Annotated in this window: 24 protein-coding genes and 1 tRNA gene; 22 read left to right on the top strand and 3 right to left on the bottom strand. The window is 73.0% G+C overall.

The annotated features are described in order from the left end of the window. Positions 1-43: 43 nt before the first annotated feature. From L3K22_RS03665 to L3K22_RS03610, 12 genes are all read left to right on the top strand, one after another. Entirely contained in the window at positions 44-1,432 is a 1,389-nt protein-coding gene (locus tag L3K22_RS03665) for a replication-associated recombination protein A (protein WP_053915727.1), read from the top strand. A 132-nt stretch (positions 1,433-1,564) separates the two neighbouring features. Continuing rightward, entirely contained in the window at positions 1,565-2,191 is a 627-nt protein-coding gene (rpsD, locus tag L3K22_RS03660) for a 30S ribosomal protein S4 (RefSeq protein WP_010551614.1), read from the top strand. A 154-nt stretch (positions 2,192-2,345) separates the two neighbouring features. Continuing rightward, a complete protein-coding gene (gene alaS, locus L3K22_RS03655) occupies positions 2,346-5,054 on the top strand; it encodes an alanine--tRNA ligase (protein ID WP_263310195.1) in 2,709 nt (902 codons plus the stop codon). Continuing rightward, positions 5,051-5,590: a Holliday junction resolvase RuvX gene (gene ruvX / locus L3K22_RS03650; RefSeq protein WP_263310194.1), complete on the top strand. Its 540-nt coding sequence runs from the start codon at positions 5,051-5,053 to the stop codon at positions 5,588-5,590. Before alaS ends, ruvX begins: the two co-directional genes overlap by 4 nt. Then, positions 5,590-6,777 carry an endolytic transglycosylase MltG gene (gene mltG / locus L3K22_RS03645; RefSeq protein WP_263310193.1) on the top strand — a complete coding sequence of 396 codons (1,188 nt, stop codon included), beginning with the start codon at positions 5,590-5,592 and terminating at the stop codon, positions 6,775-6,777. The genes ruvX and mltG overlap by 1 nt, the downstream gene beginning before the upstream one ends. Continuing rightward, entirely contained in the window at positions 6,756-7,652 is an 897-nt protein-coding gene (locus L3K22_RS03640; protein WP_263310192.1) for a shikimate dehydrogenase, read from the top strand. Before mltG ends, L3K22_RS03640 begins: the two co-directional genes overlap by 22 nt. Positions 7,653-7,757: 105 nt before the next feature. Further along, positions 7,758-8,186: a hypothetical protein gene (locus tag L3K22_RS03635; RefSeq protein WP_263310191.1), complete on the top strand. Its 429-nt coding sequence runs from the start codon at positions 7,758-7,760 to the stop codon at positions 8,184-8,186. Positions 8,187-8,278: 92 nt separating this feature from the next. After that, positions 8,279-8,367: transfer RNA gene (locus L3K22_RS03630), tRNA-Leu, on the top strand. 227 nt (positions 8,368-8,594) lie between these two features. Next, complete coding sequence (locus L3K22_RS03625; protein ID WP_263310292.1) at positions 8,595-9,980, top strand: GntP family permease; 1,386 nt, start codon at positions 8,595-8,597, stop codon at positions 9,978-9,980. Between the two features lie 21 nt (positions 9,981-10,001). After that, complete coding sequence (locus tag L3K22_RS03620) at positions 10,002-11,012, top strand: MFS transporter (protein ID WP_263310190.1); 1,011 nt, start codon at positions 10,002-10,004, stop codon at positions 11,010-11,012. 34 nt (positions 11,013-11,046) lie between these two features. Continuing rightward, positions 11,047-11,514, top strand: coding sequence for a tRNA (cytidine(34)-2'-O)-methyltransferase (locus L3K22_RS03615; RefSeq protein ID WP_263310189.1), 468 nt, complete (start codon positions 11,047-11,049; stop codon positions 11,512-11,514). Then, positions 11,511-12,365 (top strand): RNA methyltransferase, encoded by an 855-nt coding sequence (locus L3K22_RS03610; protein WP_263310188.1) that lies wholly within the window; start codon positions 11,511-11,513, stop codon positions 12,363-12,365. The genes L3K22_RS03615 and L3K22_RS03610 overlap by 4 nt, the downstream gene beginning before the upstream one ends. Before the next feature lie 63 nt (positions 12,366-12,428). Here the strand turns inward: L3K22_RS03610 and L3K22_RS03605 are convergent, their stop codons facing one another. Together L3K22_RS03605 and L3K22_RS03600 are read right to left on the bottom strand one after the other, a co-directional pair. After that, complete coding sequence (locus tag L3K22_RS03605; RefSeq protein ID WP_263310187.1) at positions 12,429-12,932, bottom strand: hypothetical protein; 504 nt, start codon at positions 12,930-12,932, stop codon at positions 12,429-12,431. 85 nt (positions 12,933-13,017) lie between these two features. Beyond that, positions 13,018-13,296, bottom strand: a complete 279-nt coding sequence (locus L3K22_RS03600) for a DUF5703 family protein (RefSeq protein WP_010551602.1) — start codon at positions 13,294-13,296, stop codon at positions 13,018-13,020. A gap of 165 nt (positions 13,297-13,461) precedes the next feature. Between L3K22_RS03600 and L3K22_RS03595 the strand changes: the two genes are divergently transcribed. The 3 genes from L3K22_RS03595 to mshC all read left to right on the top strand — a co-directional run bounded on the left by L3K22_RS03595 (position 13,462) and on the right by mshC (position 16,144). Continuing rightward, positions 13,462-13,785: a DNA primase gene (locus L3K22_RS03595; protein WP_263310186.1), complete on the top strand. Its 324-nt coding sequence runs from the start codon at positions 13,462-13,464 to the stop codon at positions 13,783-13,785. Between the two features lie 191 nt (positions 13,786-13,976). Then, complete coding sequence (locus L3K22_RS03590) at positions 13,977-14,849, top strand: undecaprenyl-diphosphate phosphatase (RefSeq protein ID WP_010551600.1); 873 nt, start codon at positions 13,977-13,979, stop codon at positions 14,847-14,849. A 35-nt stretch (positions 14,850-14,884) separates the two neighbouring features. Further along, entirely contained in the window at positions 14,885-16,144 is a 1,260-nt protein-coding gene (gene mshC / locus L3K22_RS03585; RefSeq protein WP_263310185.1) for a cysteine--1-D-myo-inosityl 2-amino-2-deoxy-alpha-D-glucopyranoside ligase, read from the top strand. A gap of 18 nt (positions 16,145-16,162) precedes the next feature. Here the strand turns inward: mshC and L3K22_RS03580 are convergent, their stop codons facing one another. Next, positions 16,163-16,972 (bottom strand): PAC2 family protein, encoded by an 810-nt coding sequence (locus L3K22_RS03580; protein WP_263310184.1) that lies wholly within the window; start codon positions 16,970-16,972, stop codon positions 16,163-16,165. A 119-nt stretch (positions 16,973-17,091) separates the two neighbouring features. Between L3K22_RS03580 and L3K22_RS03575 the strand changes: the two genes are divergently transcribed. The 7 genes from L3K22_RS03575 to L3K22_RS03545 all read left to right on the top strand — a co-directional run bounded on the left by L3K22_RS03575 (position 17,092) and on the right by L3K22_RS03545 (position 25,351). Continuing rightward, positions 17,092-18,207 (top strand): site-2 protease family protein, encoded by a 1,116-nt coding sequence (locus L3K22_RS03575; protein ID WP_263310183.1) that lies wholly within the window; start codon positions 17,092-17,094, stop codon positions 18,205-18,207. Positions 18,208-18,250: 43 nt separating this feature from the next. Next, on the top strand, positions 18,251-19,324 hold the full coding sequence (locus L3K22_RS03570; protein ID WP_263310182.1) for a tRNA (adenine-N1)-methyltransferase: 1,074 nt from the start codon (positions 18,251-18,253) through the stop codon (positions 19,322-19,324). A 52-nt stretch (positions 19,325-19,376) separates the two neighbouring features. Further along, positions 19,377-20,963 (top strand): proteasome ATPase, encoded by a 1,587-nt coding sequence (gene arc / locus L3K22_RS03565; protein WP_263310181.1) that lies wholly within the window; start codon positions 19,377-19,379, stop codon positions 20,961-20,963. Positions 20,964-21,001: 38 nt separating this feature from the next. Further along, positions 21,002-22,636, top strand: a complete 1,635-nt coding sequence (gene dop / locus L3K22_RS03560; protein ID WP_373317986.1) for a depupylase/deamidase Dop — start codon at positions 21,002-21,004, stop codon at positions 22,634-22,636. A gap of 28 nt (positions 22,637-22,664) precedes the next feature. Next, positions 22,665-22,856, top strand: a complete 192-nt coding sequence (locus L3K22_RS03555) for a ubiquitin-like protein Pup (RefSeq protein ID WP_010551593.1) — start codon at positions 22,665-22,667, stop codon at positions 22,854-22,856. A gap of 4 nt (positions 22,857-22,860) precedes the next feature. Then, positions 22,861-24,267, top strand: coding sequence for a Pup--protein ligase (gene pafA / locus L3K22_RS03550; protein WP_263310179.1), 1,407 nt, complete (start codon positions 22,861-22,863; stop codon positions 24,265-24,267). A gap of 124 nt (positions 24,268-24,391) precedes the next feature. Beyond that, positions 24,392-25,351 carry an FKBP-type peptidyl-prolyl cis-trans isomerase gene (locus L3K22_RS03545; protein WP_263310178.1) on the top strand — a complete coding sequence of 320 codons (960 nt, stop codon included), beginning with the start codon at positions 24,392-24,394 and terminating at the stop codon, positions 25,349-25,351. Positions 25,352-25,380: the final 29 nt, after the last annotated feature.

Here is a 25,380-nt window from a genome sequence, read left to right as displayed (position 1 = left end):
GGCGAGGCCCTCGCCGCACGGGCGCCGGGCCTACCCTGGAAGGATGGACGAGGACCTCTTCTCGCTGGGCGGTGATGCGCCCGCGCCGCGCACACTGTCGGACCGCAACGTCGACCACCGCGCCCCGCTCGCGGTGCGGATGCGCCCCCGCACCCTCGAGGAGATCGTCGGCCAGCACGCGGCGCTGGAGCCCGGCAGCCCGCTGCGCCGCCTGGTCTCCACCGACGACTCCCGCACCGCGCCGAGTTCCGTGATCCTGTGGGGACCGCCCGGCACCGGCAAGACCACCCTCGCCTATGTCGTCGCGCAGTCCGGCGACCGCGAGTTCGTCGAGGTCTCCGCCGTGCTCGCCGGAGTCAAGGACATCCGCGACGTGGTGGACCAGGCCCGCTCCCGGCTGCGCACCGTCGGCCGCGAGACCGTCCTCTTCGTGGACGAGGTCCACCGCTTCTCGAAGTCGCAGCAGGACGCGCTGCTGCCGAGCGTCGAGAACCGCTGGGTCACCCTCGTCGCCGCGACCACCGAGAACCCCTACTTCTCGGTGATCTCCCCGCTGCTGTCGCGCTCGATCGTGCTCACCCTCGAGCCGCTCGCCCGGGAGGACCTCGACACCCTCGTGGACCGCGCGCTCACCGACGAGCGAGGGCTCGGCGGTGCCGTCACCCTCACGGGCGATGCCCGCGAGGCTCTGCTGCGGCTCGGCGGCGGGGACGCCCGCAAGATCCTCACCTCCCTCGAGGCGGCCGCCGCCGCGGCCCTCATGAAGGAGTCCAAGGAGATCGACGCGGCCACCCTCTCCCAGGCCGTGAACCGGGCCGCGCTGCGCTACGACCGCGGCGGCGACCAGCACTACGACGTCACCAGCGCCTTCATCAAGTCCATGCGCGGCAGCGACGTCGACGCCTCCCTCCACTACCTCGCCCGCATGATCGAGGCGGGGGAGGACCCCCGCTTCATCGCCCGACGCGTCGTGATCGCCGCGAGCGAGGAGGTGGGCATGGCCGACCCCGCCGCGCTGCAGGTCGCGGTCTCGGCGATGCAGGCCGTGCAGATGCTCGGCATGCCCGAGGGGCGCATCCCGCTCGCCCAGGCCGTCGTCCACATCGCCACCGCCCCGAAGTCCAACGCCTCCTACAAGGCGCTGGACGCCGCGATCGCGGACGTCCGCGCCGGGAAGGGCCAGGGCGTCCCCGCCCATCTGCGCGATGCCCACTACTCGGGAGCGAAGAAGCTCGGACACGGGGTCGAGTACCAGTACGCCCACGACGCCCCGCACGCCGTCGTCGCCCAGCAGTACGCGCCCGACGACCTCGTCGGCACCCGCTACTACCACCCCAAGGGCCACGGGCACGAGGAAGTCACGAGCCGCCGGGTCGAGGCGCTGCGCCGCATCCTGGACCAGGCTCCGCCCCCGCCCGGCGCGGGCGCGTGAGGCACTCCACAGGAAGCCTCGTGTGACCAGCCCCGTCGGACATGGACCCGGACAGGGGCGTGCGGTAGAGTCGGTCGCTGAATCCGCGGCTGCAAGACTGGATTCACCACACGCGAACAAGAGGTATACCTCGTGACCAACGTCACCCGTGCGCGCCGCCAGGCGCGTCTGTCCCGAGCCCTCGGGCTCCCGCTCACCCCGAAGTCGGTCAAGTACTTCGAGAAGCGCCCGTACCCCCCGGGCGAGCACGGCCGCGCCCGTCGCCGCACCGAGTCCGACTACGCGGTCCGCCTCAAGGAGAAGCAGCGTCTGCGCGCGCAGTACGCCCTCCGCGAGAAGCAGATGCACCGCGCCTACCTGGACGCCAAGAAGCAGCCGGGCCTGACCGGCGAGTCGATGGTCGAGCTGCTGGAGATGCGCCTGGACGCGCTCGTCCTGCGCGCCGGCTTCGCCCGCACCATCCTCCAGGCCCGCCAGGCCGTCGTGCACCGCCACATCCTGGTCGACGGCCAGCTGGTGGACCGCCCCTCCTTCCGCGTCGCGCCCGGCCAGACCATCCAGGTCAAGCCGAAGTCGCAGGCCATGGAGCCCTTCCAGATCGCCGCCGAGGGCGGGAACTCCGACGTGCTCGCGTCGGTCCCCTCCTACCTCTCCGTCGAGCTGCCCGAGCTGAAGGCCCAGCTCGTCTCGCGCCCCAAGCGCGCCGAGGTCCCCGTCACGGTCGACGTCCAGATGGTCGTCGAGTACTACGCGCGCTGACCTCTCCTCTCCGCGGCGCGACAGGCCCCGGCGGGTGTACTCCGGTACCCTGACCGGGGCCTTCGTGTCCGCAGTGCCGGCCGCACCACGGCCGTCCGCCCCACAGCATCCCGCCGCGCCGCCGACGCGGCTCCAGGAAGGACATCCCGCACCCATGCGCACCTCCGAGATCCACCGGCGGTTCCTCGCCCACTTCGAGAAGAAGGCGCACGAGGTCGTGGCCAGCACCTCGCTGGTCTCGAACGACCCCTCGATCCTCTTCACGATCGCCGGCATGGTCCCGTTCATCCCGTACATCGTCGGCACCGAGAAGGCGCCCTACGACCGTGCGGTGAGCGTGCAGAAGTGCATCCGCACCAACGACATCGAGAACGTCGGGCGCACCACCCGTCACGGCACGTTCTTCCAGATGGCCGGGAACTTCTCCTTCGGCGACTACTTCAAGACCGGTGCGATCGACTTCTCCTGGGAGCTGCTGACCTCCTCCGTCGACGACGGCGGCTTCGGCCTCGAGCCCGAGCGGCTCTGGATCACCCTGTGGGAGCAGGACCAGGAGTCGTACGACCACCTCGTGGAGGTCATCGGCCTGGACCCCGCGCGGATCGTGCAGCTGCCCTGGGAGGAGAGCTGCTGGGACACCGGCCAGCCCGGCCCCGCCGGCTCCACCGGGGAGTGGTACTACGACCGCGGCCCGGAGTACGGCCCCGACGCCCCCACCGGCCGCCTGCCCCAGTGGCCCGGCGACGAGCGCGCCGAGGACCGCTATCTCGAGATCTGGAACCTCGTCTTCGACCAGTTCCTGCGCGGCCCGGGCAAGGGCAAGGACTACGAGCTGCTCGGCGAGCTCGACCAGAAGGCGATCGACACCGGTCTCGGCGTCGAGCGTCTCGCCTACCTGCTGCAGGGCAAGCAGAACATGTACGAGATCGACCAGATCTTCCCCGTCATCGAGAAGGCGCAGGAGCTCTCCGGCCGCCGCTACGGCGCGGACGCGGAGGACGACGTCCACCTGCGCATCATCGGCGACCACGTGCGCAGCGCGCTGATGCTCGTCGGCGACGGCGTGCGTCCCGGCAACGAGGGCCGCGGCTACGTGCTGCGCCGCCTGATCCGTCGCGCCGTGCGCTCCCTGCGCCTGCTGGGCTACGCCGAGCCGTCGATGCCGCACCTGCTGCCGATCTCCAAGGACCTCATGGCCGAGTCCTACCCGGAGCTCGAGGCGGACTTCCCGCGGATCGCCGAGATCGTCTACGCGGAGGAGGAGACCTTCCGACGCACGCTCGAGACCGGCACCGCGATCTTCGACCAGGTCGCGAAGAGCGCCGCGGCCGACGGCGGGCGCGTGCTGCCCGGCGACGAGGCGTTCAAGCTCCACGACACCTACGGCTTCCCGATCGACCTGACCATGGAGATGGCCGCCGAGGTCGGGCTCCAGGTCGACGAGGACGCCTTCCGCTCCGCGATGCAGGAGCAGCGCGAGCGCGCCCGCGCCGACGCGGCCGCGAAGAAGACCGGCCACACCGACACCGGTCTCTACAACCGCCTGCTCTCCGAGCGCGGCGGCGAGGTCCCGTTCCTCGGCTACACCGAGGACACCGTCGCCACCACCGTCGAGTCCGTGCTCGTCGACGGCGCGCTCGTGGACTCCGTCCAGGCGCCCGCGCAGGTCGAGGTCGTGCTCGCCTCGACCCCGTTCTACGCCGAGTCCGGCGGCCAGCTCGCCGACCAGGGCAGCATCGCCCTGACCGGCGGCGGCCTGATCGAGGTCGACGACGTGCAGAAGCCGGTGAAGGGCCTGATCGTCCACCGCGGCCGCCTCGTCGAGGGCGAGCTGGCCCCCGGCGTCTCCGCCATCGCGTCGATCGATCGCGACCGACGCGGGGCGATCGCCCGCGCCCACACCGCCACGCACATGGTCCACGAGTCCCTGCGCGAGGAGCTCGGCCACGGCGCGACCCAGGCCGGCTCCGAGAACTCGCCCGGCCGCATGCGCTTCGACTTCCGTTACGGCCAGGCCGTGCCGAAGTCCGTGCTCGAGCAGATCGAGGGACGCGTCAACACCCTCCTGCAGGAGGAGCTCTCCGTCACCGATCAGCAGATGCCGATCGACGAGGCGAAGGCGCTCGGCGCCCAGGCGCTGTTCGGCGAGAAGTACGGCGACATCGTGCGCGTCGTCTCCATCGGCGGGGACTGGTCCCGCGAGCTCTGCGGCGGCACCCACGTCGCGAGCACCGGCGCGATCGGCACCGTCCAGCTGATGGGCGAGGCCTCGATCGGCTCGGGCGTGCGCCGCGTCGACGCGCTCGTCGGCCTGTCCGCCTACCGTCACCAGGCCAAGTCCCACGCCCTGGTCTCCCAGCTCTCCGAGATGCTGAAGGTCGGCTCCACCGAGGAGCTGCCCGAGCGCGTCCGCTCCCTCACCCAGCGGATGAAGGACATGGAGAAGCAGCTCGCGACGCTCCGCGGCCAGCAGCTGCAGGCCGAGGCGGGCCGCCTGGTCGAGACCGCCCAGGACGTCTCCGGCGTGCGCGTGCTGCTGCACGACGCGGGGGAGGGGGTCGCCGCCGGCGACCTGCGCACCCTCGCCACCGACCTGCGCGCCCGCCTCGGCGAGGACGCGCCCGTCGTCGTCGCCGTGGCCGGGCACGAGGGCGGTCGCGCCGCCCTCGTGATCGCCACCAGCGCCGGCGCCCGCGACCTCGGCCTCGCGGCCGGGACCCTGCTGCGCACCGGCGCGGAGGCCATGGGCGGCCGCGGCGGCGGCAAGCCCGACCTCGCCCAGGGCGGCGGAGGCGAGCCGGCCCGCATCGCCGAGGCGCTCGGCGCGGTGCGCGGCGCGATCGAGGAGACGCGGACCGCATGAGCGGCCCGGTCGACGCCGAGGCGCCGACGGGCCTCCCGCGCGGTGTGAGGCTCGGCGTGGACGTCGGAGACGTCCGCGTCGGGCTCGCCCGCAGCGATCTCGACGGGCTCATCGCCACACCGGTCGAGACCCTCGAGCGCGACACGGCGGCGCGCCGCGTCGTCCAGGAGGCTCTCGAGCTCGACGCCCATGTCATCATGGTCGGGCTCCCGAGGTCCCTGGACGGGACCGAGGGCGCAGCCGCGACGAAGGCGCGCGTCTTCGCCGCGGAGCTCGTGAAGCTGCTGGTCGCGGCCTCACGGCAGATCGAGGTCCGCCTGATCGACGAGCGACTGACCACCGTGTCCGCGCACAGGGCGCTGCACAGCTCCGGCCGCAAGGGGCGTCGCCATCGCCAGGTCGTGGACCAGGTCGCCGCCGTGATGATCCTCCAGCAGGCCCTGGACCTCGAGAGGTCCACCGGGCGGCGCGGCGGCGAGCTCGTCGAGGAGCCCCCGAGCGCGACCTCGCAGGACCCGACCGAGGAGGACAGCTGATGAAGGACGAGCACCACTCCTTCGACGACCTCGCCGAGGCGCAGAACTCCGAGGACGGCGGGTCAGGCGCTCCTCGTCCCCGCCGCGGCGGACACCGCGGAGAGCCGCGCCGCCGACGCGGCGGATTCTTCCGCTCGCTGCTGCCCGTGCTGCTCGTCCTCGCCGTGGTCGGCGCCCTCGCCGTCGGCGGCTTCCAGGGGTACCGGTGGGTCACCGCGAACGTCAGCGTCGAGGACGAGGCCCCCGAGTTCGAGGGACCCGGCAGCGGGGAGGTGCTCGTCGAGGTCGGCGAGGGAGACACCGGCACGGACATCGCCGCGACCCTCGTCGAGGAGGGCGTCATCAAGACCTCCGCGCCGTTCGTCACGCTGTTCTCCTCCACCCAGGACGCCGCGAAGATCGAGCCGGGCGTGTACCGGCTGAAGCAGGAGATGACCTCCGCCGATGCGCTGACCATGCTGATGGACCCGGAGAACCTCGCCGGGCACCGCGTGATCGTCCCCGAGGGGCTGCGCCTCACCCAGATCTGGGCCCTGCTCTCCGAGGAGACCGGCATCCCGGTGGAGGAGTTCGAGGCCGCCGCGAAGGACTACACCTCCTACGGCATCCCGAAGAACAAGGCAGGCACCCTCGAGGGCTACCTCTGGCCCGGCCGCTACGACATCCTCGAGGAGCACACCGCCGAGGACGTGATCGAGATGATGTGGGGCCGGATGGAGGAGCAGCTCACCGAGCGCGAGATCCCGAAGGACCAGTGGCACACCACCCTCACCTACGCCTCCCTCGCGGAGATGGAGGTGCGCAACCCGGAGGACTACGGGAAGGTCGTGCGCACGATCCACAACCGCCTCGAGGGCACCGGCGAGGCCAAGGGCTCGCCGATGAAGCTCCAGTTCGACTCGACCGTGCACTACGTGACGGGGAAGTCCGCGAGCGTCGGCACCACCGATGCGGAGCGCGCCACCGACAGCCCCTACAACACCTACCTCGAGAACGGCCTGCCGCCCGGGCCGATCGCCGCGCCCGGCGCCCAGGCGCTCGACGCGGCCGCGGACCCGCCCGAGGGGGACTGGCTCTACTTCGTCGCCGTCAACACCGACACGGGCGAGACCAAGTTCGCGTCCACCTGGGCAGATCACGAGAAGAACGTCAAGGAGTGGCAGGAATGGGCGGCCTCGAAGGACTGAACCGGCAGGGACCGATCCGCCGCTTCGCGGTGATCGGCTCGCCCGTCGCCCATTCGCTCTCCCCAGTGCTGCATGCCGCCGCGTACCGAGCGCTCGGTGTGGAGGACGCCCGCTACGAGCGCTTCGAGGTCGGGGCCGGGGGGCTGCCCGCTTTCCTCGCCGACGGGCCCGGGCGCGAGCTCGAGGGCCTCTCGGTCACCATGCCCGGCAAGCCCGAGGCCTTCGCCCTCGCCGCCGAGCACGACGAGGTCTCCCGGCGGCTCGGCGTGGCCAACACCCTGCTGCGCCGCCCCGGCGGCACCTGGCGGGCCGAGAACCACGATGTGCACGGGATCGCCGCGACCCTGCGCGACCACGGTGCCCGGTCCGTGGCCACCGGCGGCGTGGTGGGCTCCGGGGCGACCGCGCTCAGCGCGCTCGCGGCGCTGCTCGACCTCGGCGCCACCACCGTGCTGCTGACCGCCCGCAGCGCCGAGAAGCTCGTGCCGCTGCGCCGCTTGGCCGAGGACGCCGGCGCCGAGGCGGTCGAGATCCCCTGGTCCTCGCACCACGAGGTGCTCCGGGCCGATGCGGTCGTCAGCGCCCTCGCGGCCGAGGGCGCCGGTGCCGTCGCCGCCGCCTGGGAGGCCCGCGGCGAGGACGGGATCACGCCGCCGCGGGTGCTGCTCGACGTGCTCTACGACCCGTGGCCCGCCCCCGTCGCCGCCGTCGTGCAGCGGGCCGGGGGAGAGGTCGCCGACGGCCTCGAGATGCTCGCCCACCAGGCCGACATGCAGGTGCGCTCGATGTTGCACGTCCCCGCCGCCCCGGTCGCGACGATGCTCGCCGCCGCCCGGGACGAGCTCGCACGGCGCCGGGGGAGCGCCGGGCGCTGAACGCCCTCCGGGCCGCTCTTGCCCGCTCAGGTAAAGACGGAGTAAAGTGACGTGCGTCGCAGGGGCCCGTTCGGGCCCCGGGACGAGCGGGAGGGGACGGGCGGCATGGAGCTGGCGACGGACGGCCTGAACGGCGGCACGACGGCGCAAAGCGCCGAGGGGGTGGAGGCCGCACGGCAGGTGATCCCCTCCCCGGACGCCGTGACCGCGACATCGATTCCCGCTGAGCTCTCGACGGCCGCGCTGCGCCGTTGCACCGCCCTTGCCGCCCGCGCCCGCGCCGATCTGCTCACGCGCGGCCGGCAGGACGCCGCCGCTCAGCTCGCCGCGCTCCTCGAGGAGATGGGGAGCTGGGAGGCGTCGCACCTCCTCGACCCCGATCCGACCATGGTCGTGCTCGCCGCCGCTGCGCTCCAGGACCTCGCCGATCGCCTGCCGGTCCCGGCGCCGGCCGGTCTCGAGGTGCGGATCGAGCTCGTCCTGGCCGTCCTGCACGCCGTGATGGATCGGGGCCGGGTGGCCGCCACGGCGTGATTGTCTTCACGTTCACCCTGGCAGAGGCGCTTTCTGGTGCGGAGCGAAGTCCGGACCGTGCTACTGTTCTCAAGTCAGCACGACGATCACCTGTCCGGGTGGCGGAATTGGTAGACGCGCTAGCTTGAGGTGCTAGTGCCCGCTTTAGGGCGTGGGGGTTCAAGTCCCCCCTCGGACACCACAGGGAAGGCCCCGGTTCACTCGATGAGCCGGGGCCTTCCGCATGTCCGGTTCCCTGCGTCCCGGGGGACGACCGGTCGCGGGCGCGGAGGCGAACTGTCTGACAGGATGAGCTGTCGGCGGCTGTCCCGGCCGGCGTCGGCGCCGGCCCGCAGCCCGACCGCGTTCCCAGGACCCCGCGCCGTGCGGCGTCCCTCCGTCCCTCCCCCCAAGGAGATCCCTATGGAGATCGAAGGCTGGTCCCAGACGCTCGGGGCCGCGCCGCTGCTCGCGATCGCGGCCGGCGCCATCGCGCTGATCCTCGTCCTCGTCATCCGGTTCAAGCTCCACGCCTTCCTCACGCTGGTCCTGGTCAGCCTGCTGACGGCGTTCGCGACCGGTATTCCCTCCGGTTCGATCGTGGACGTGATGCTGGGCGGCTTCGGCGGCACCCTCGCCAGCGTCGCCCTGCTCGTGGGCCTCGGCGCGATGCTCGGCAAGCTCATCGAGCACTCCGGCGGCGCGACCGTGCTGGCCGAGACGATGATCCGCATGTTCGGCGAGAAGCGGGCACCGCTCGCCCTCGGCGTCGCCTCCCTGCTCATGGGCTTCCCCATGTTCTTCGACGCGGGGCTCGTGGTCATGCTCCCGATCGTCTTCGCGGTCGCCGCACGGCTCGGCGGCCCCGTGCTGCTCTACGCCATGCCCTCGGCCGTCGCCTTCTCCGCCATGCACGTCTTCGTCCCGCCGCACCCCGGACCCGTCACCGCGTCGGAGCTGTACGGCGCGAGCCTCGGCATCGTGCTCCTGATCGGCCTGGTCTGCGTGATCCCCACCTTCTACCTCACCGGTGTGCTGTGGGGCCGCGTGACCGCCAAGAAGTTCCCCTTCACCCTCGAGACCATGGGCGGCATCTTCGGCGGCAGCGACGACGAGCCGGTCGCGAACCCGCCCAAGGTCGGCACCGTCATCGCAGTGCTGCTGCTGCCGATGGCGCTGATCTTCCTCAACACCGGCCTCGACTTCCTGCGCGCCGCCGGCGCGGTGGACGAGAGCGCCGTCTGGTACGGCGTGCTCACCACGCTCGGCTCCTCCGCCGTCGCACTGCTGATCTCCGTTCTCGTCGCGCTCCTCGTGCTCGGCTCCCGCCGCGGCGAGAACGGCTCCGCGCTTGAGAAGATCGTCGACTCCTCGCTCGGCCCGATCTGCTCCGTCGTGCTGATCACGGGCGCGGGCGGCATGTTCGGCGGCGTGCTGCGCTCCTCGGGCATCGGCGACGCGCTCTCCGGAGTGCTCGGCGGCCTGGGCCTGCCGCTGATCCTCGCCGCCTACGTCATCGCCGTGGTGATGCGCGTCGCGCAGGGCTCGGCGACCGTCGCCCTCGTCACCGCCGCCGGCCTGATGGCGCCGGCGGTGGAGGCGGCCGGCTACTCGGCCGGACAGATCGCCGCGATCACCGTCGCGACCGCCGCGGGCTCCGTCTTCGCCTCGCACGTGAACGACTCCGGCTTCTGGCTCGTCGGCCGGCTGCTGAACATGGACGTGGCCACGACGCTGCGCACCTGGACCGTGCAGCAGACCCTCGAGTCCGTGATCGGGTTCGCCATGGCCGGAGCCCTGTTCCTGATCCTCTGAGCAGGAGGCGGGCCGGGGCTGGTGGCCTGGTTGGCGCTCTTCGCGATCCTGTCGGAGCTCTTCGACTCGATGCTGAGCGCCAACTACGGCGCCGTCCTGCCCGAGCTGTTCCCCGAGGAGCCGCGCCGCACGCTGTCGAACGTGCTGCGGCAGGGGTTCCAGCTGGCGGCGATGGTCATCTCGCTCGCCCTCACCCCGGTCCTGACCACCTCGCTGCTCGGCTCGGAGGAGGAGGGCGGCTTCTCCCGCACTGCGGTGCTGCACGCCGTGATCGCCGTGGCCTCGATCGTGGTGATGGCGCTCGGCGCGCACGAGGAGCCGACCCGCCGACAGGAGAAGCGGCCGCGCCTGCTGCCCTACCTCGCCCAGATCCTCCGCACCCCGCTGCTGTGGAAGGTGGCGCTGCCCAGCCTCTGCTACGGCAGCGCGGTCGCGATCGTGCTCTCCGGCGTGCAGGTGTACGTCCGCCACACCCTCGACCCGCCCGTCGCGACCGCCTTCCTCGTCCAGGGCGTGGTGCTGCTGACCTGCGCGGCAGCGTTGTTCGCCTGGGTCGCGGCGGTGCGCAGGCTCGGTGCGCTGCGCACCGGGTGCCTCGCCTTCTGGGCCCTGACCGGCTCCTTCGCCATGCTGTACCTCGCCCGCGATCTCCCCACCGCGCTGCTGGCCGGAGCGGTGCCGGGGATCGGCTGGGCCGGGCGGCTCGCCACCAACGACCTCGTCGTCGCCCGCGTCGTGGACCGGGACGCGGCGGTGCACGGTCTGCACCGCGAGGGCCTGTTCCTCTCGGCGACCGGTGCCCTCGGACGCCTCAGCGGGGCGGTGAGCGGCCTCGCCCTCGCGTCCCTGGGCACCTTCTTCGGGTACCACTCCGGGGACAGCCCCGGCACCGATCCGGGCCAGGCCTTCCGCGTCTACCTCTGCGTCTACCCCTTCCTGCTCTGCGCCCTCGGCGCCCTCTCGGCGCACCTGGTCAGCGTCCCCGCGCCGGAGCAGAGCGCCGCCGGGATCCGGCAGGCCGCGCACTGGTGAGGGGACGGGCACGGTGCGTGGGAGAATCCTCCTCATGGTCCACGTCTTCCTCCATGAGCCGGCGATCGCCGGGAACACCGGCAACGCGATCCGTCTCGCGGCCGTGACCGGCGCCCGCCTCCACCTCATCGAGCCGCTCGGCTTCGACCTCGAGGACGCGAAGCTGCGCCGAGCCGGACTGGACTACCACGACCTCGCCCAGGTGAGCATCCACCCCGACCTCGAGACCGCTCTCGCCGCGGTGCCGGACGCGCGGGTCTTCGCCTTCACCGCGCACACGGAGACCACCTTCGGACAGGTCGAGTACCGGCGGGAGGACGTGCTGCTCTTCGGCACCGAGCCGACCGGGCTGCCCGAGGAGGTCATGGCCCACCCGCGCATCACCTCCCGGGTGCGGATCCCGATGCTCCCGGCCCGCCGCTCCCTGAACCTCGCCAACTCGGTCTCGATCGCCGTCTACGAGGCCTGGCGCCAGCTCGGCTACGACGGGGCCGGGGCATGAGCCCTCGCGACCCCCGCCGCGCCCCGCAGCGCACCGCGCGCCGCATCGAGCGCCGCAACGCGCAGTTCCAGCAGTGGCAGTCCCTGCTGACCAACCGCACCAAGCGCAGCCGCGCCGGGGAGATGCTCGTCCAGGGCGTCCGTCCGATCACCCAGGCGATCGACCACGGCCACGAGATCCGCGCGCTGCTGACCGACTCGAGGGAGAACCCCTCCCGCTGGGCCCGCGAGCTGCTCGAGTCCTCGCCGGCGCCCGTCGTCCACCTCGCCCCCGAGCTGATGGCCGAGCTGGGGGAGAAGGAGGACGGGGCCCCCGAGCTGCTGGCCGTCGCCGCGATGCCCGCGGACGACCTCTCCCGCCTCGAGGCCGGGCCGCGCTCGACCGTGGTCGTCTTCGACCGGCCGACGGGGCCGGGGAACATCGGCTCCCTCGCCCGCTCCGTCGACGCGCTCGGCGGCGCGGGGCTCGTGGTCGCCGGCCACGCTGCCGATCCCTGGGATCCCGCCGCGATCCGGGCGAGCACCGGCTCGGTCTTCGCCGTGCCCGTCCTGCGCGCCCCCTCGCACCGCGAGGTGCTCGAGTGGGTCGAGGGCCGACGCGCCGGGGGCGAGCCGTGGACGGTGCTGGGGCTGGACGAGGCAGGCGGCCACGAGGTCGCGGACGTCGACCTGACCGGTCCGACGCTGCTGGTCGTCGGCAACGAGACCGTGGGGATGAGCGCCGGGTGGCGGGAGGCCTGCGACGCGATCGCGGAGATCCCGATGAGCGGCAGCGCCTCGTCTCTGAACGCCTCCGTGGCCGGGTCCCTCGCCCTCTACGAGGTCGCCCGGCAGCGCCGGCGCGGCCGCTGAGCGGGGCCCGCCCGCCACCGCCCAGGCGGTGCCGTCCGAGCGCTGCCGTCCAGGTGCTGCCGCTCAGGCGGTGCCGAGCGCCGCGGCGACCAGGGGAGCGCCCAGCAGTCCCAGGAACGGGACGGCCAGCAGCACCGGACCGACGGCGAAGCGCGCCCCCGCACGCCGGGTCGCGAGCAGGACCACGCCGCCCAGCACCCCCGCCAGGAGCATCCCTGCCAGCAGCCCCGCCAGGAGCACCTCCCCGCCGAGCGCCGCCGACATCAGCACCACCACCGGCACCGTCTTCGCATCCCCCATCCCCAGCAGCGACGGGGCGAGGAGCCCCAGGAGGATCGCCCCGGCCCCGAGCACCAGGGCGAGGATCACCGCCGAGGACAGGGCGGGACGCAGCGAGGGGACCAGCAGGGCGAGCACGCCGAGGGCGAGGCCGACCCCGCCAGTGAGCCCGGCTACCCAGCGGTTCGGGAGACGGTGCGAGGTGCCGTCGTGCCAGGCGAGCACCGCCGCCGGCGGCAGGTAGACCACCAGCAGCACGGCGAGCAGGAGCGGGGAGGAGACGGGCACGGGCCCATCCCACCAGATCCGCACTGTCCGCGCCCGGCCGGCGCGAGCGATGTGGACGACGGGCGGACGCCGCCCGGAGGCTGCTCTACAGCGTGGACTGCACCCGGATGATCCGCCGCCGCATCCAGACCTTCTTCCCGCCGCCCATGTACAGGCGGGTGCGCGCATGCTCCCAGCGCCCGTACTCCGCCTGTTCGGCGAGCTCGGCGCGGACCTGGCCGATCGAGCTGCCGCGGGGGACGGTGATGATCTGGTACTCGTAGTCCTCGAGGCGGCGCCCGCGCTCCACGGGCAGGTCGCGACGGCCACGGGGATCGCTCACGTGCTGGACCTCTGCGGTGAGCGGGGTGCGGGGTCGGATCAACAGTTCCTCCTGAGCGCGATGACCTGCGACGGGGCCGTCGCGGCGTGAGATGCGGCACGGTCGCTGCGGTACGGGGGGCCGCCTGCGCATCCCGGCCCGGGATCCCGGGGACGGCCCGCCGTTCTCCCCTGTCCATTGTGCCCTCGGACGATGTACGGTCCAACCATGAACACGGATCCTCGCTCCGCTCTCGCTGCGCTGATCGCCGCCCTCGAGCGTCACTACGAGGCGGCCGCCGCCTCCCGCGGTGACGACGACCCGGCCCTGGACGCCGCCACCGAGCAGCTCTCCACGGCCTTCGACACCTACGACGACGCCCTCTTCGACGCGTACGACATCGCCACCCCGCTGATCGTCTTCGACGGGGACGATGACGACGAGGACGATGAGGACGACGACTTCGACGATCTCGACGACTTCGAGGACGACGACGACGACTACGACGATGAGGACGACGAGGACTACGAGGACGACGACGAGGACCGCTGAGGTCGCGCTCGGCTGAGGCTCCGGCCGAGCCGGGCGCCCCGTCCGGCGGACGGTCCGACCTCGTCCGCCGGACCTCCATGCAGTCTTCACCTCATCAGCGCCGCGTACGCTGTGCGGGGTCGATCGCGGCGCTGCCGCGACCACGACGCCGTCCGCGGCGACCCCGAGCGCGAGTCCATCGAGGAGAGTCCATGTCCTTCATCGAGGCGGTGATCCTGGGCCTGGTCCAGGCGCTGACCGAATTCCTCCCCGTCTCCTCCAGCGCCCACGTGCGCGTGGTCGGGGAGCTCATGAACCCGGGGGAGGACCCCGGCGCCGCGTTCACCGCGATCATCCAGCTCGGCACCGAGACCGCGGTGCTGATCTACTTCTGGAACGACATCACCCGGATCATCGGCAAGTGGTTCAAGGCCCTGGCCGGGAAGGTCCCGCACTCGGATCCCGACGTGCGGATGGGCTGGCTGGTGATCCTCGGCTCGATCCCGATCGGCGTGCTCGGGCTCCTCTTCGAGGACCAGATCGACCACAGCCTGCGGAACCTGTACATCACCGCCACGATGCTGATCCTCTTCGGCCTGCTGCTCGGGCTGGCCGACAGGATCGCCCCGCACCGCAAGGAGCTCGATCAGCTCACGGTGCGCGACGGCATCCTCTTCGGCCTCGCCCAGGCCCTCGCGCTGATCCCCGGCGTCTCCCGCTCCGGCGGCACGATCACCGCCGGGCTTCTCATGGGCTACTCCCGCAAGGCCGCCGCCCGCTACGCCTTCCTGCTCGCGGTCCCCGCCGTGTTCGCCTCCGGCCTCTACAAGGCCGCCAAGGAGGTCCCGGTGCTCTTCACGGCCGACGGGCGCGCCGCCGCGGCCGCCGCGGGGGAGCCCTCGCTGGCCGCGATCGTGATCTCGACCCTCGTCGCCTTCGGCGTCGGCTACGCGGTGATCGTGTGGTTCATGCGGCTGATCGAGAACCGCTCCTACCTGATCTTCGTGATCTACCGCATCGTCGCAGGCGTGGCCCTGCTGGGTCTGCTCTGGTTCGGCGTGATCGACCCGCTGGGCGGCGCCTGATCCCACCTCGAGGGCGTCGACCGTATGATCGAGTGGTGCAATCCTGGACCACCCCTGAGCTGACCCCGCTGCCCGCCTCCACGACGCCGCTGCGGCTGTTCGACCCCCGCACCGGGCGCATCGCCCCCGTGACGCCGCTCGTGCCGGGACACGCCCGCCTCTACGTCTGCGGGATCACCCCGTACGACTCGACCCACCTGGGCCATGCGGCGACCTATCACGCGGCCGACCTCATGCGCCGTGCGCTCGTGGACTCCGGACTCCGGGTCACCACCGCCCAGAACATCACCGACGTCGACGACCCGCTGCTGGAGCGCGCCGACCGCGACGGGGTCGACTGGCGCGAGCTCGCCGAGTCCCAGGTCGCGCTGTTCAGCGAGGACATGACGGCGCTGCGCATCATCGCACCGGAGACCTACCGCTCCGTGAGCGAGGCGATGGACGAGATCATCGCCACTGTCGACACCCTGCGCGAGCGGGGCCGCGCCTACCAGGTGCCGACCCCCGATGCCGAGGGCGACGACTGGTACCACGACCTCTCCCTCGACGGAGCCCTCGGAGACGTCTCCGGCTGGACCGAGGAGCAGATGCTCGAGGTCTTCGCCGACCGGGGCGGGGACCCCGACCGCGAGGGCAAGCGGGGCCGCTTCGACCCGCTGCTGTGGCGCGCCGAGCGCGAGGGGGAGCCGGCCTGGGACGGCGGCGCCCTCGGCCGGGGCCGCCCCGGCTGGCACGTGGAGTGCGTCTCCATCGCCGAGGAGGGCCTTGGCCTGCCCTTCGACATCCAGGCCGGCGGCAGCGACCTCGTCTTCCCCCATCACGACCTGAGCGCCGCCCATGCGGTCGGCCTCGGCCGTCCCTTCGCGACCTCCTACGCGCATGCCGGGATGGTCGCCCACGAGGGCGAGAAGATGAGCAAGTCGCTCGGCAACCTCGTCTTCGTCCACCGTCTCGTCCGCGACGGCGTCGACCCGATGGCGATCCGCCTGGTGCTCATGGCGCACCATTACCGCAGCGACTGGGAGTGGTCTGACGCGGAGCTCGAGGTCGCGCAGCAGCGCCTGGAGGCCTATCGCGCCGCCGCCCACCGCCGCGAACTGGGCCCCGACGTCGTCGAGGCGCTCCGCGCCGCGCTGCGCGACGACCTCGACACCCCCGCGGCGCTCACTGCGCTCGATGCCTGGGCCGCGGGCGACGAGCTCCCGGGGACCGCGGGCCGCGAGCTGCCCGCGGACGCCCCGGGCGATGTGGCCGCCGCGGTCGACGCCCTGTTCGGGATCACGCTGGCCGGCTGAGCCGGCGGGGCGGGAGGCTCAGTCAGTCTCGCGGCGGCGCCGCAGGAACTGCTCGAACTCCTTCGCGATCGCGTCACCGCTCGCCTCGGGCAGCTCGGCCGCGTCCTGCGCCTGCTCGAGGCGCCGCACGTACTCGGCGACGTCCTCGTCGGTGCGGGCCAGCTCGTCCACCCCGCGCTCCCACGCCTCGGCGTCCTCCACCAGCTCGCCGAGCGGGATCGGCGCGCTGATCAGCTCCTGCACCTCGCGCACGAGTCCCAGCACCGCCTTCGGGGAGGAGTTCTGGGAGACGTAGTGGGGGACCTGCACCCAGATGCTCGTCGTCCTCAGCCCCGCGCTCGCGGTGCGGCGGGCGAGGATCGTCGGCACCCCGATGGGCCCCGAGTACTGCTCGGAGTCCTCGACCCGCTGCGCGGGCACCGGCTCGACCCGCGAGGAGACCGGCAGGGGACGGCTGTGCGGGGAGTCGGCGAGCAGCGCGCCGAGGGACACCACCGAGGAGACGTCGAGCGCCTGCAGCTGCTCGAGCACCTCGTCGCAGAACCTCTTCCAGCGCAGCGACGGCTCCGGTCCGAGCACCGCGACGATCTCCGGCCCCCGCGGCGGGGTGATCAGGTGCAGGCGGGTGTCGGGCCAGTCCACGACCCGCAGCCCCTCCTCGGTGGTGCGGATCTCGGGGCGGTTGACCTGGAAGTCGATGAACTCCTCGGCGTCGACCGCGCCGACGGGCCGCGAGGGCCACACCTCGAGGAGATGCTCGATCACCCCGGTGGCCGCCTCGCCGGCGTCGTTCCACCCGCTGAAGGCCGTGATGGCGATTCGACTCATCACTCCATCATAGGCTCGTCGGCCTCTCGTGCCGGGGCCGGCCCGTCCCGAGCCGGGACGCAGGAGCAGGGACTATCCTCGCCCTGCCCGGGGAGTCGCCCCGCGATCGAGGAGGCCCCATGCCACGGACGATGCTGAGGATCGGCGCGCTGCCGCCGCTCCAGGTCAGCCCGGCCACCCTCGTCACGGTGCTGCTCGTGGCCGTGCTGATGTTCCCCTCCCTGCAGGGCCCGGGCCTCTCCGTCGGGCGGAGCGCGCTCGTCGCCCTCGGCCTGGGTCTGTTCCTCATCCTCTCCGTGCTGGTCCACGAGCTCGCCCATGCGCTCGTCGCCCGCGCCTTCGGGGCGAGGGTCGACCACATCGCGCTGACCCTGTGGGGCGGGCACACGCAGTACCGGGCCGAGCGGATGCCCGCGATCGGGTCCGTGCTGGTCTCCCTCGCCGGTCCCGCGAGCAACGGCCTGCTCGCCGCGGCGACCGGCGCCCTGGCCGCGATCGCGGCACAGGGCACGGTGCTCTCGGTCGCCGCCTCCTTCGCGACCTGGCTGAACGTGGTCCTCGCCCTGTTCAACCTGCTCCCCGGCCTGCCGATGGACGGCGGGCGGGCGCTGGAGTCCCTGCTCGGCGCGGTCCTGCGCCGTCCGGTCCTCGGCACCCGGATCACCGCCTGGATCGGACGGGCCATCGCCGTCGGCGTGGTGGTGCTGCCGCTGTCGCGGATCGTGCGCCTCGGCGGGGCGGGCGGGTTCTCCCTGCTCACCCTGGTCTGGGCGCTGCTCATCGCGGGCCTGCTCTGGCAGGGGGCGAGCCGCGCCCTGGAGGAGGCGCGCGTCCAGGAGCGGGTGGGGGCGCTCGACGCCGCCGCGCTCGCCCGCCCGGTGCGCCTGCTCGCCCCGCACACCCCGCTCGCCGGCCTGCCCGACGGGCCGGGGGCGGAGCAGGTGCTGCTGCTGGATCCCGCGTCCCCGCGCCCCGGCACCGTCGGCCGGGCGCTGCGTCTCCAGCCCGAGGCCGTCGCCGCGGTCCCGCCCGAGCACCGCGAGCAGGTCCCCGCCTCCGCCGTCGCCGAGCCCGTCGGGGACGTGGTCGCGCTGCGCACGGGCCTCGGCGGCGAGGAGCTGGTCTCCGCGATGCTCGCGCGCCCCGCGCCGGTCTACCTCGTGGTCGACCCCGACGGGCGGCCCCGGGGCGTGATCCTCAGCGCCGACGTGAACTCGCTCCTGCGCGGACGGTGAACAGGCCCGGTCACCGCGCTGGTCCGGCCCTATGCTGGAGAGCATGACTTCTCAGCCGCCGCCCGCCGCCGACGACACGGCGTCGGGCCCCGCGCCCCGCGCGCCCCGTCGCGGCCTCGACCGCACCGGACCCTTCGCCCTCGGCGACAAGGTCCAGCTCGCGGACTCCAAGAACCGCCTGCACACCATCACCCTGAAGCCGGGCGGGCAGTTCCACTCCCACCGCGGCGTGCTCCACCACGACCAGCTGATCGGCGCGGAGGACGGCACCGTCGTCGAGAACAGCCACGGCATCCGCTACCAGGCGCTGCGGCCCCTGTACGCCGACTACATGCTCGCCATGCCGCGCGGCGCCGCGATCATCTACCCCAAGGACTCCGCGCAGATCCTCATGTGGGGCGACATCTTCCCCGGGGCGCGCGTGCTCGAGGCCGGCGTCGGCTCGGGAGGGCTGACCACGGCGCTGCTGCGCGCCGTCGGCCCCGAGGGCTCCGTCCACTCCATCGAGCGTCGTGAGGACTTCGCCGAGGTCGCCCGCGAGAACGTCGGCACCTTCTTCGGGCTCGAGGAGGAGGCGCTGCACCCGCGCTGGGATCTCACCGTCGGCGACTTCCAGGACGTCGCCCCCACCCTCGGCACCGCCGCGGTGGACCGGGTGGTCCTGGACATGCTCGCCCCCTGGGAGTGCGTGGAGGCCGCGGCGGACGTGCTCGTCTCCGGCGGCGTGTTCCTCGCCTACGTCGCCACCGTCACCCAGCTCTCCCGCACCGCGGAGGCGCTGCGCGACCACGGCGAGTTCACCGAGCCGCACGCCTGGGAGTCCTTCGTGCGTCCGTGGCACCTCGAGGGCCTCGCCGTGCGCCCCGAGCACCGCATGAACGCGCACACCGGCTTCCTGCTCACCGCCCGCCGCACCGCCCACGGCACCGAGGCGCTGCGCCGCGCGACCCGGCCCGCGCCCGGCTCCCGCGACGAGGAGGAGCTGAACCACCCCGAGAACGCGGGCTTCGGCGGCGGCTCGGGCGAGTGGACCGCCCAGGACGTCGGCGAGCGCGGCGTCGCACCCCGCAAGCTCAAGCGCGCCCTGCGCGACATCCGCCAGGGCCGGGACCGCTGAGCCGCACCATCACAGACCACCGAGGAACCCGCCCCACGGGGAGGAGACGACGATGAAGACCTACGCGGAGATGACCGCCGAGCTCGAGAAGCTCGCCGCCCACAACGAGCGACTGGTCAGCGGGCTGCGCTCCGCCCGCGCCCAGATCGTCGAGCTCAAGAACGACCTCGAGCGGGTGGGGGACCCGCCGAACTCCTACGCCACCTTCCTGCGCCGCTGCGAGGGCACCACCGTCGACGTGCTCCACAACGGCCGACGACTGCGCGTCGCGACCGCCGCGAGCCTCGACCTCGACGCCCTCACCCCCGGCACCGAGCTGCGCCTGAACGAGGCCCTCGCCGCGGTCGAGGCGGTGCCGCAGGGCGACTCCGGCAACGTCGTGCCCGTCGTCGAGGCCCTCGCCGACTCGCGCATCCTCGTCGCGGTTGCGCCCGACGACACCCGCGTGCTGCGCCGGGCCGGCGCGCTGACCGAGGAGACCCTCCACCCCGGCGACCACGTGCTCGTGGACCTGCGCAGCCAGCTCGTGCTCGAGCGGATCGACCGCGCCGAGATCACCGACCTCGTGCTCGAGCAGGTGCCGGAGGTGTCCTTCGGCGAGATCGGCGGGCTCGGCGAGCAGATCGAGGCGATCCGCGACGCGGTCGAGCTGCCCTTCCTGCAGCAGGACCTCTACCGCACCTACGGGCTGCGGCCCCCGCAGGGCGTGCTGCTCTACGGCCCGCCCGGCTGCGGCAAGACCATGATCGCGAAGGCCGTCGCGCACGAGCTCGTGCTGCGCAGCGCCGAGGTGCGAGGGGTGAGCGTGGAGGACGCGCTGGCGAACTCCGCCTTCCTCAACGTCAAGGGCCCCGAGCTGCTGAACAAGTACGTCGGCGAGACCGAGCGGTCGATCCGCCTGGTGTTCGAGCGGGCGCGGGAGAAGGCCGCCGCCGACCACCCCGTGGTGATCTTCTTCGACGAGATGGAGGCGCTGTTCCGCACCCGCGGCACCGGCATGTCCAGCGACGTCGAGACCACGATCGTGCCCCAGCTGCTCGCCGAGATCGACGGCGTCGAGGGCCTGGACAACGTGATCGTCATCGGCGCCTCGAACCGCGAGGACATGATCGACCCGGCGATCCTGCGGCCCGGCCGCCTGGACGTGAAGATCCGGGTGCGCCGCCCGAACGCCCGCGCCGGACGGGAGATCCTCGGCCTGTACCTCGGCGACGACGTGCCCGTGCGGGAGGACCGCGAGTCGCTGCTGGACCTCGCCGTGCGCGAGATCTACGCCGACGGCCCCGCCACCGCCTACGTGCGCGTGGAGTACGCCGACGGCGGCCACGACACCCTCCACTTCCGCGACTTCGTCTCCGGGGCGACGCTGCGCAACATCGTGGACCGGGCGAAGAAGCTCGCCGTGAAGGACCAGATCGCCACGGGCGAGGTCGGCGTCGGCTCCGAGCACCTGACCGAGGCGATCCGGGTCGAGTTCGCGGAGAACGAGGACATGCCCTCGGCCGCCCACGCCGAGGACTGGGCGCGGGTGACCGGACTGCCCGGCCGCTCCCGCCGCCGGGTCGAGGCCGTGGTCCCGCTGCAGGACCGCAGCCGGCCCGAGGACGCCGCCGCCACCGCCGAGGAGGTCTCCGCGTGACCGAGCAGCACCGATCTGCCCTCACCACCGAGCGGGTGATGGGCATCGAGACCGAGTTCGGCGTGCTGCACGCCGACGTCGAGGACCGCGCCCGCGCCGGGGCCGGCAGCTCGATCCTGCTGTCCCATCTCGTCGTCGGCGCCTACGCCCTGCTCGACCCCGCCGAGGGGGAGCGCGGCCGGCGCGTGCGCTGGGACTACGGCGACGAGACCCCGCTGCGGGACGCGCGCGGCTTCGAGATGCAGCGCGCCGCCGCCCATCCCACCCAGCTCACGGACGAGGTGCGCGACGCCCATGTGCCGAGCGTCGAGCTCGACGCGCCCGTGACCGGCCCGGAGGTCGCGCCCGAGGGCGATGACGCCGAGGTCCTCGCCTGGGCCTCGCAGCGCTCGATCGGCAACGCGGTGCTGCGAAACGGCGCCCGCTGGTACGTCGACCACGCCCATCCCGAGTACTCCGCCCCGGAGGTCCTGCGCGCCCGCGAGGCCGTCGTCGTGGACCGGGCAGGGGAGGAGATCGCCCGCCGGGCGATGGGCATCCTCGCCGGCGCCGAGGGGATCCCCGAGGTCGCCCTGTACAAGAACAACACCGACGGCAAGGGCGCCTCCTACGGCACCCACGAGAACTACCTCGTGGACCGGGACGTGCCCTTCGAGCGGATCGTCGAGGCGCTGCTGCCCTTCTTCGCCACCCGACAGGTGCTGGTCGGTGCGGGCCGCGTCGGCCTCGGCACCCGCGGTCAGGAGCCCGGCTTCCAGCTCTCCTCCCGCGCGGACTTCATGGAGGCGGAGGTCGGGCTCGAGACCACCCTGAACCGCCCGATCGTCAACACCCGCGACGAGCCGCATTCGGACCCGGGCCGCTTCCGCCGCCTCCACGTGATCATCGGGGACGCCAACCTGCTCGAGGAGTCCACCTTCCTCAAGCTCGGCACCACCTCGCTCGTCCTCGCCGCGCTCGAGGCGGAGCACCGCGCCGGGCGGCGGATCCTGCCGGACCTGGCGCTGGCCGACCCGGTGGCCGCCGTGCGCACGATCAGCCACGACCCGAGCCTGCGGGCGACGGTCGCGCTCGCGGACGGCCGCGAGCTCACCGCCCTCGAGATCCAGCGCGCCCATCTCGAGGCGCTCTCCACCGCGGCCGATGCGGCCGACGAGGAGACCGCGCAGGTGCTCCGTGCCTGGGGCGAGATCCTCGACCTCCTCGCGGAGGACCCGATGCGCGCCGCCTCCCGCGTCGAATGGGTCGCCAAGCTCTCCCTGCTCGAGCGCTACCGCGCCCGGCACGGCCTGGACTGGTCCGATCCGCGGCTGGGCATGGTCGACCTGCAGTACTCGGACCTCCGCCCCGGCAAGGGCCTGTTCGACAGGCTCCGCGCCGCCGGCGCCGTCGCCACCCTCGTGGGCGCCGACGAGGTCGAGGCCGCGATCACCACCGCCCCGGCCAGCACCCGCGCCCACCTGCGCGGCGGGCTGATCTCCGCCCACGGCGCTCACGTCCCCTCCGCCGGCTGGGACGCGATCACCGTCGCGGGCCCCACGGGCGGCCACCGGCTGCGCCTGGCGGACCCGCGCCTGGGCAGCGCCGAGTGGTGCGCCCGCCACGGCATCGACCCCGACTCCGACCTCGACGACGTGCTCGACGCGCTGCGCCGGGCCGTCACCGCATCCTGACCCACCCGCACCCCTGAAGGAGGACGCCATGTCCCAGCAGTCCCTGAACGCCCCCGGCGGCGGGCCCGACGAGAACGCGCCCGACGACGAGACGCTGACCGGAGGCCAGACATTCGCCTCCGTGCAGGGCACCGACGACCTGCTCGACGAGATCGACTCCGTCCTCGAGTCCAACGCCGAGACCTTCGTGCGCTCCTTCGTGCAGAAGGGCGGCCAGTGACCCGATGAAGCGCCGAGTGGGAGGTCTGGAGACCGAGTTCGGGCTCGTGTGCGTGCGCGCCGACGGCAGCCGCGCCCTCGAGCCGGAGGAGGCGGCGAGGGAGCTGTTCCGGCCGGTCGTCGCGATGGGCCGCTCCTCGAACGTCTTCCTCCGCAACGCCGCGCGGCTCTATCTCGACGTCGGCTCCCACCCGGAGTACGCGACCGCCGAGTGCGACGACTGGTGGGACCTGGTGGCCCAGGACCGGGCGGGGGAGCGGATCTTCGCCGAGCTCACCGCCCAGGCCGATGCGCGCCTGGCCGAGGCCGGCCAGGACGCCCGCATCCACCTGCTCAAGAACAACGTCGACTCGGCCGGCAACGCCTTCGGCTCCCACGAGAACTACCTCGTGGACCGGCGCGGCGAGTTCACCCGCCTGCCCCGCTACCTGCTGCCCTTCCTGGTCACCCGCCAGATCGTCACCGGCGCCGGGGGAATCGCCCCCGCCGTCCCGGGCGAGGCGGGCGAGGGGGCGGGCGCGCAGTTCGTCTTCTCCCGACGCAGCGACCACATGTGGGAGGCGGTCTCCTCCGCCACCACCCGCACCCGCCCCATCATCAACACCCGCGACGAGCCGCACGGGGACGCGAACCTCTACCGACGACTCCACGTCATCGTCGGCGACTCGACCATGAGCGAGGTCTCCACCCACCTGCGCTTCGCGACCACCGACCTGGTGCTGCGCGCCATCGAATCGGGCAGGGCCCTGCCCGAGCTGGGCCTGGCCGACGACATCGCCGCGATCCGCTCCGTGGCCCGGGACCTCACCGGCGCCGCACCGCTGCCCACCGCCGGCGGCGGCACGACCACCGCGCTCGAGGTGCAGCAGCGCTGGCTCGACCATGTCGCCGACCTCGCCGAAGGGGAGGAGACCGAGGTGCTCGAGACCTGGCAGAAGGCCCTGGACGCGGTGCGCACGGGGGACCGGACCTGGGCGGCGCAGAACCTCGACTGGGCGATCAAGGAGCGGCTGTTCACCCAGGTGAGGGAGCGTCGCGGCATCGACCTCGAGGACCCGGCGATCGAGCGGCTCGACCTCGCCTATCACGACATCGACCCCGCCCGCGGCGTGTTCTTCGCGCTGCAGCGACGGGGCCTCGCCCCCGCGATCCTGCCCGAGGAGCGGATCGAGCGGGCCCGCACCATCGCCCCGACCACCACCCGCGCCCACCTGCGCGGCCAGGTGGTCACCGCCGCCCAGGAGCACGGCGTGGACCACGTCGTGGACTGGACCACGCTGCGGCTGACCCGCCGCGGCGCGATGCCGGTGCAGGTCATGGACCCCTTCGCGACCGAGCTGCCCGCCGTCGACGCCCTGCTGGCGGAGATCCGGGAGCAGGGCGCTCCCGCCGCCGAGCCGCCGCTCGCCTGAGCACCGCCGTCGGGCGCATGCCGCCTGAGACGACAGCCACTCCCGGCCCCAGGCTCCGCCCACCGAGCGCCCCGTACCCTGGTGCGGTGCCCGCTCACGGGCTGCCGATCCGAAAGGTCCTCCATTGATCCGCCGCCGCACGCTGCTGACCACCGCCCTCGCCGCGACCGCCGCCATCGGCCTCGCCGCCTGCACCGACGACGGGAGCAGCTCCGACGCCTCCGACGCGGGCGGCGCCTCGGACGGTGGGGGCGACGCCCTGTCCGGCGTGACCGTCAGCGAGGACCTCGGCGCCGAGCCGACCGTCGAGTTCACCGCTCCGCTCGAGATCTCCGAGGCGAAGGCCCAGGTCGTGGTCCCCGGCGACGGCGCGACCATCGCCGACGGCGACACCGTGATCTGGCGCGACCTCTACGTCGACGCGAGCTCCGGCGAGGTGCTGCAGTCCTGGTGGCAGGGCGCTCCGGCGGGCGGCGTGCAGGTCACGGTCGACACGATCGGACAGGCCGCCTTCGACGTGCTCACCACCACCACGGTCGGCTCCCGCTTCGTGATGGCCGGATGGCAGCAGGACTCGAGCGGCCAGGCCCGCTCCCTGCTCCAGGTCGCGGACGTGGACCGGGTCGTCTCCCCGCTGCGCGCGGAGGGCACGGCCGGCTCGCCCTCCGGCACCTATCCCGAGGTGTCCCTCGACGGGAACGGCGTGCCGTCGATCGCCGGCCCCGGCGAGGGCGAGCCGCCCGCGAAGACCGTCCGCGAGCTGCTGATCCAGGGCGCCGGCGACACCACCCGCGCCGGCGACTACCTCACCATGCAGTACTCCGGCTGGAAGTGGTCCGACGGCTCCGCCTTCGACTCCTCCTGGGAGCGCAATGCGCCCTTCTCCTTCGTCCAGGGCGGCGGCCAGGTGATCCAGGGCTGGGACGAGAACCTGCTGGACCTGAAGGTCGGCTCCCAGGTGATGCTCGTGATCCCGCCCGCCGAGGCCTACGGGGAGGGAGAGCCCACCGAGGACAGCCCCCTGACGGGCGAGACCCTGATCTTCGTCGTCGACGTCCTCGACGCCGCCCACACGGCAGACTGACCCCTGCACCCTCTCATCCACCACAGGAG

This window comes from Brachybacterium atlanticum, from assembly GCF_025669985.1.
GTDB lineage: Bacteria > Actinomycetota > Actinomycetes > Actinomycetales > Dermabacteraceae > Brachybacterium > Brachybacterium conglomeratum.
The sequence above is the reverse complement of the archived record's forward strand: the minus strand, read 5'-3'. Positions and strand labels throughout refer to the sequence as shown.

What these genes read in the sequence shown, in the direction of transcription:
- L3K22_RS03665 (WP_053915727.1), top strand. Translation starts at nt 44, where the DNA reads ATGGACGAGGACCTCTTCTCGCTGGGCGGTGATGCGCCCGCGCCGCGC.
- alaS (WP_263310195.1), top strand. Translation starts at nt 2,346, where the DNA reads ATGCGCACCTCCGAGATCCACCGGCGGTTCCTCGCCCACTTCGAGAAG.
- ruvX (WP_263310194.1), top strand. Translation starts at nt 5,051, where the DNA reads ATGAGCGGCCCGGTCGACGCCGAGGCGCCGACGGGCCTCCCGCGCGGT.
- mltG (WP_263310193.1), top strand. Translation starts at nt 5,590, where the DNA reads ATGAAGGACGAGCACCACTCCTTCGACGACCTCGCCGAGGCGCAGAAC.
- L3K22_RS03640 (WP_263310192.1), top strand. Translation starts at nt 6,756, where the DNA reads ATGGGCGGCCTCGAAGGACTGAACCGGCAGGGACCGATCCGCCGCTTC.
- L3K22_RS03635 (WP_263310191.1), top strand. Translation starts at nt 7,758, where the DNA reads ATGGAGCTGGCGACGGACGGCCTGAACGGCGGCACGACGGCGCAAAGC.
- L3K22_RS03615 (WP_263310189.1), top strand. Translation starts at nt 11,047, where the DNA reads ATGGTCCACGTCTTCCTCCATGAGCCGGCGATCGCCGGGAACACCGGC.
- L3K22_RS03610 (WP_263310188.1), top strand. Translation starts at nt 11,511, where the DNA reads ATGAGCCCTCGCGACCCCCGCCGCGCCCCGCAGCGCACCGCGCGCCGC.
- L3K22_RS03595 (WP_263310186.1), top strand. Translation starts at nt 13,462, where the DNA reads ATGAACACGGATCCTCGCTCCGCTCTCGCTGCGCTGATCGCCGCCCTC.
- L3K22_RS03590 (WP_010551600.1), top strand. Translation starts at nt 13,977, where the DNA reads ATGTCCTTCATCGAGGCGGTGATCCTGGGCCTGGTCCAGGCGCTGACC.
- L3K22_RS03580 (WP_263310184.1), bottom strand. Translation starts at nt 16,972, where the DNA reads ATGAGTCGAATCGCCATCACGGCCTTCAGCGGGTGGAACGACGCCGGC.
- L3K22_RS03575 (WP_263310183.1), top strand. Translation starts at nt 17,092, where the DNA reads ATGCCACGGACGATGCTGAGGATCGGCGCGCTGCCGCCGCTCCAGGTC.
- L3K22_RS03570 (WP_263310182.1), top strand. Translation starts at nt 18,251, where the DNA reads ATGACTTCTCAGCCGCCGCCCGCCGCCGACGACACGGCGTCGGGCCCC.
- arc (WP_263310181.1), top strand. Translation starts at nt 19,377, where the DNA reads ATGAAGACCTACGCGGAGATGACCGCCGAGCTCGAGAAGCTCGCCGCC.
- dop (WP_373317986.1), top strand. Translation starts at nt 21,002, where the DNA reads ATGGGCATCGAGACCGAGTTCGGCGTGCTGCACGCCGACGTCGAGGAC.
- L3K22_RS03555 (WP_010551593.1), top strand. Translation starts at nt 22,665, where the DNA reads ATGTCCCAGCAGTCCCTGAACGCCCCCGGCGGCGGGCCCGACGAGAAC.
- pafA (WP_263310179.1), top strand. Translation starts at nt 22,861, where the DNA reads ATGAAGCGCCGAGTGGGAGGTCTGGAGACCGAGTTCGGGCTCGTGTGC.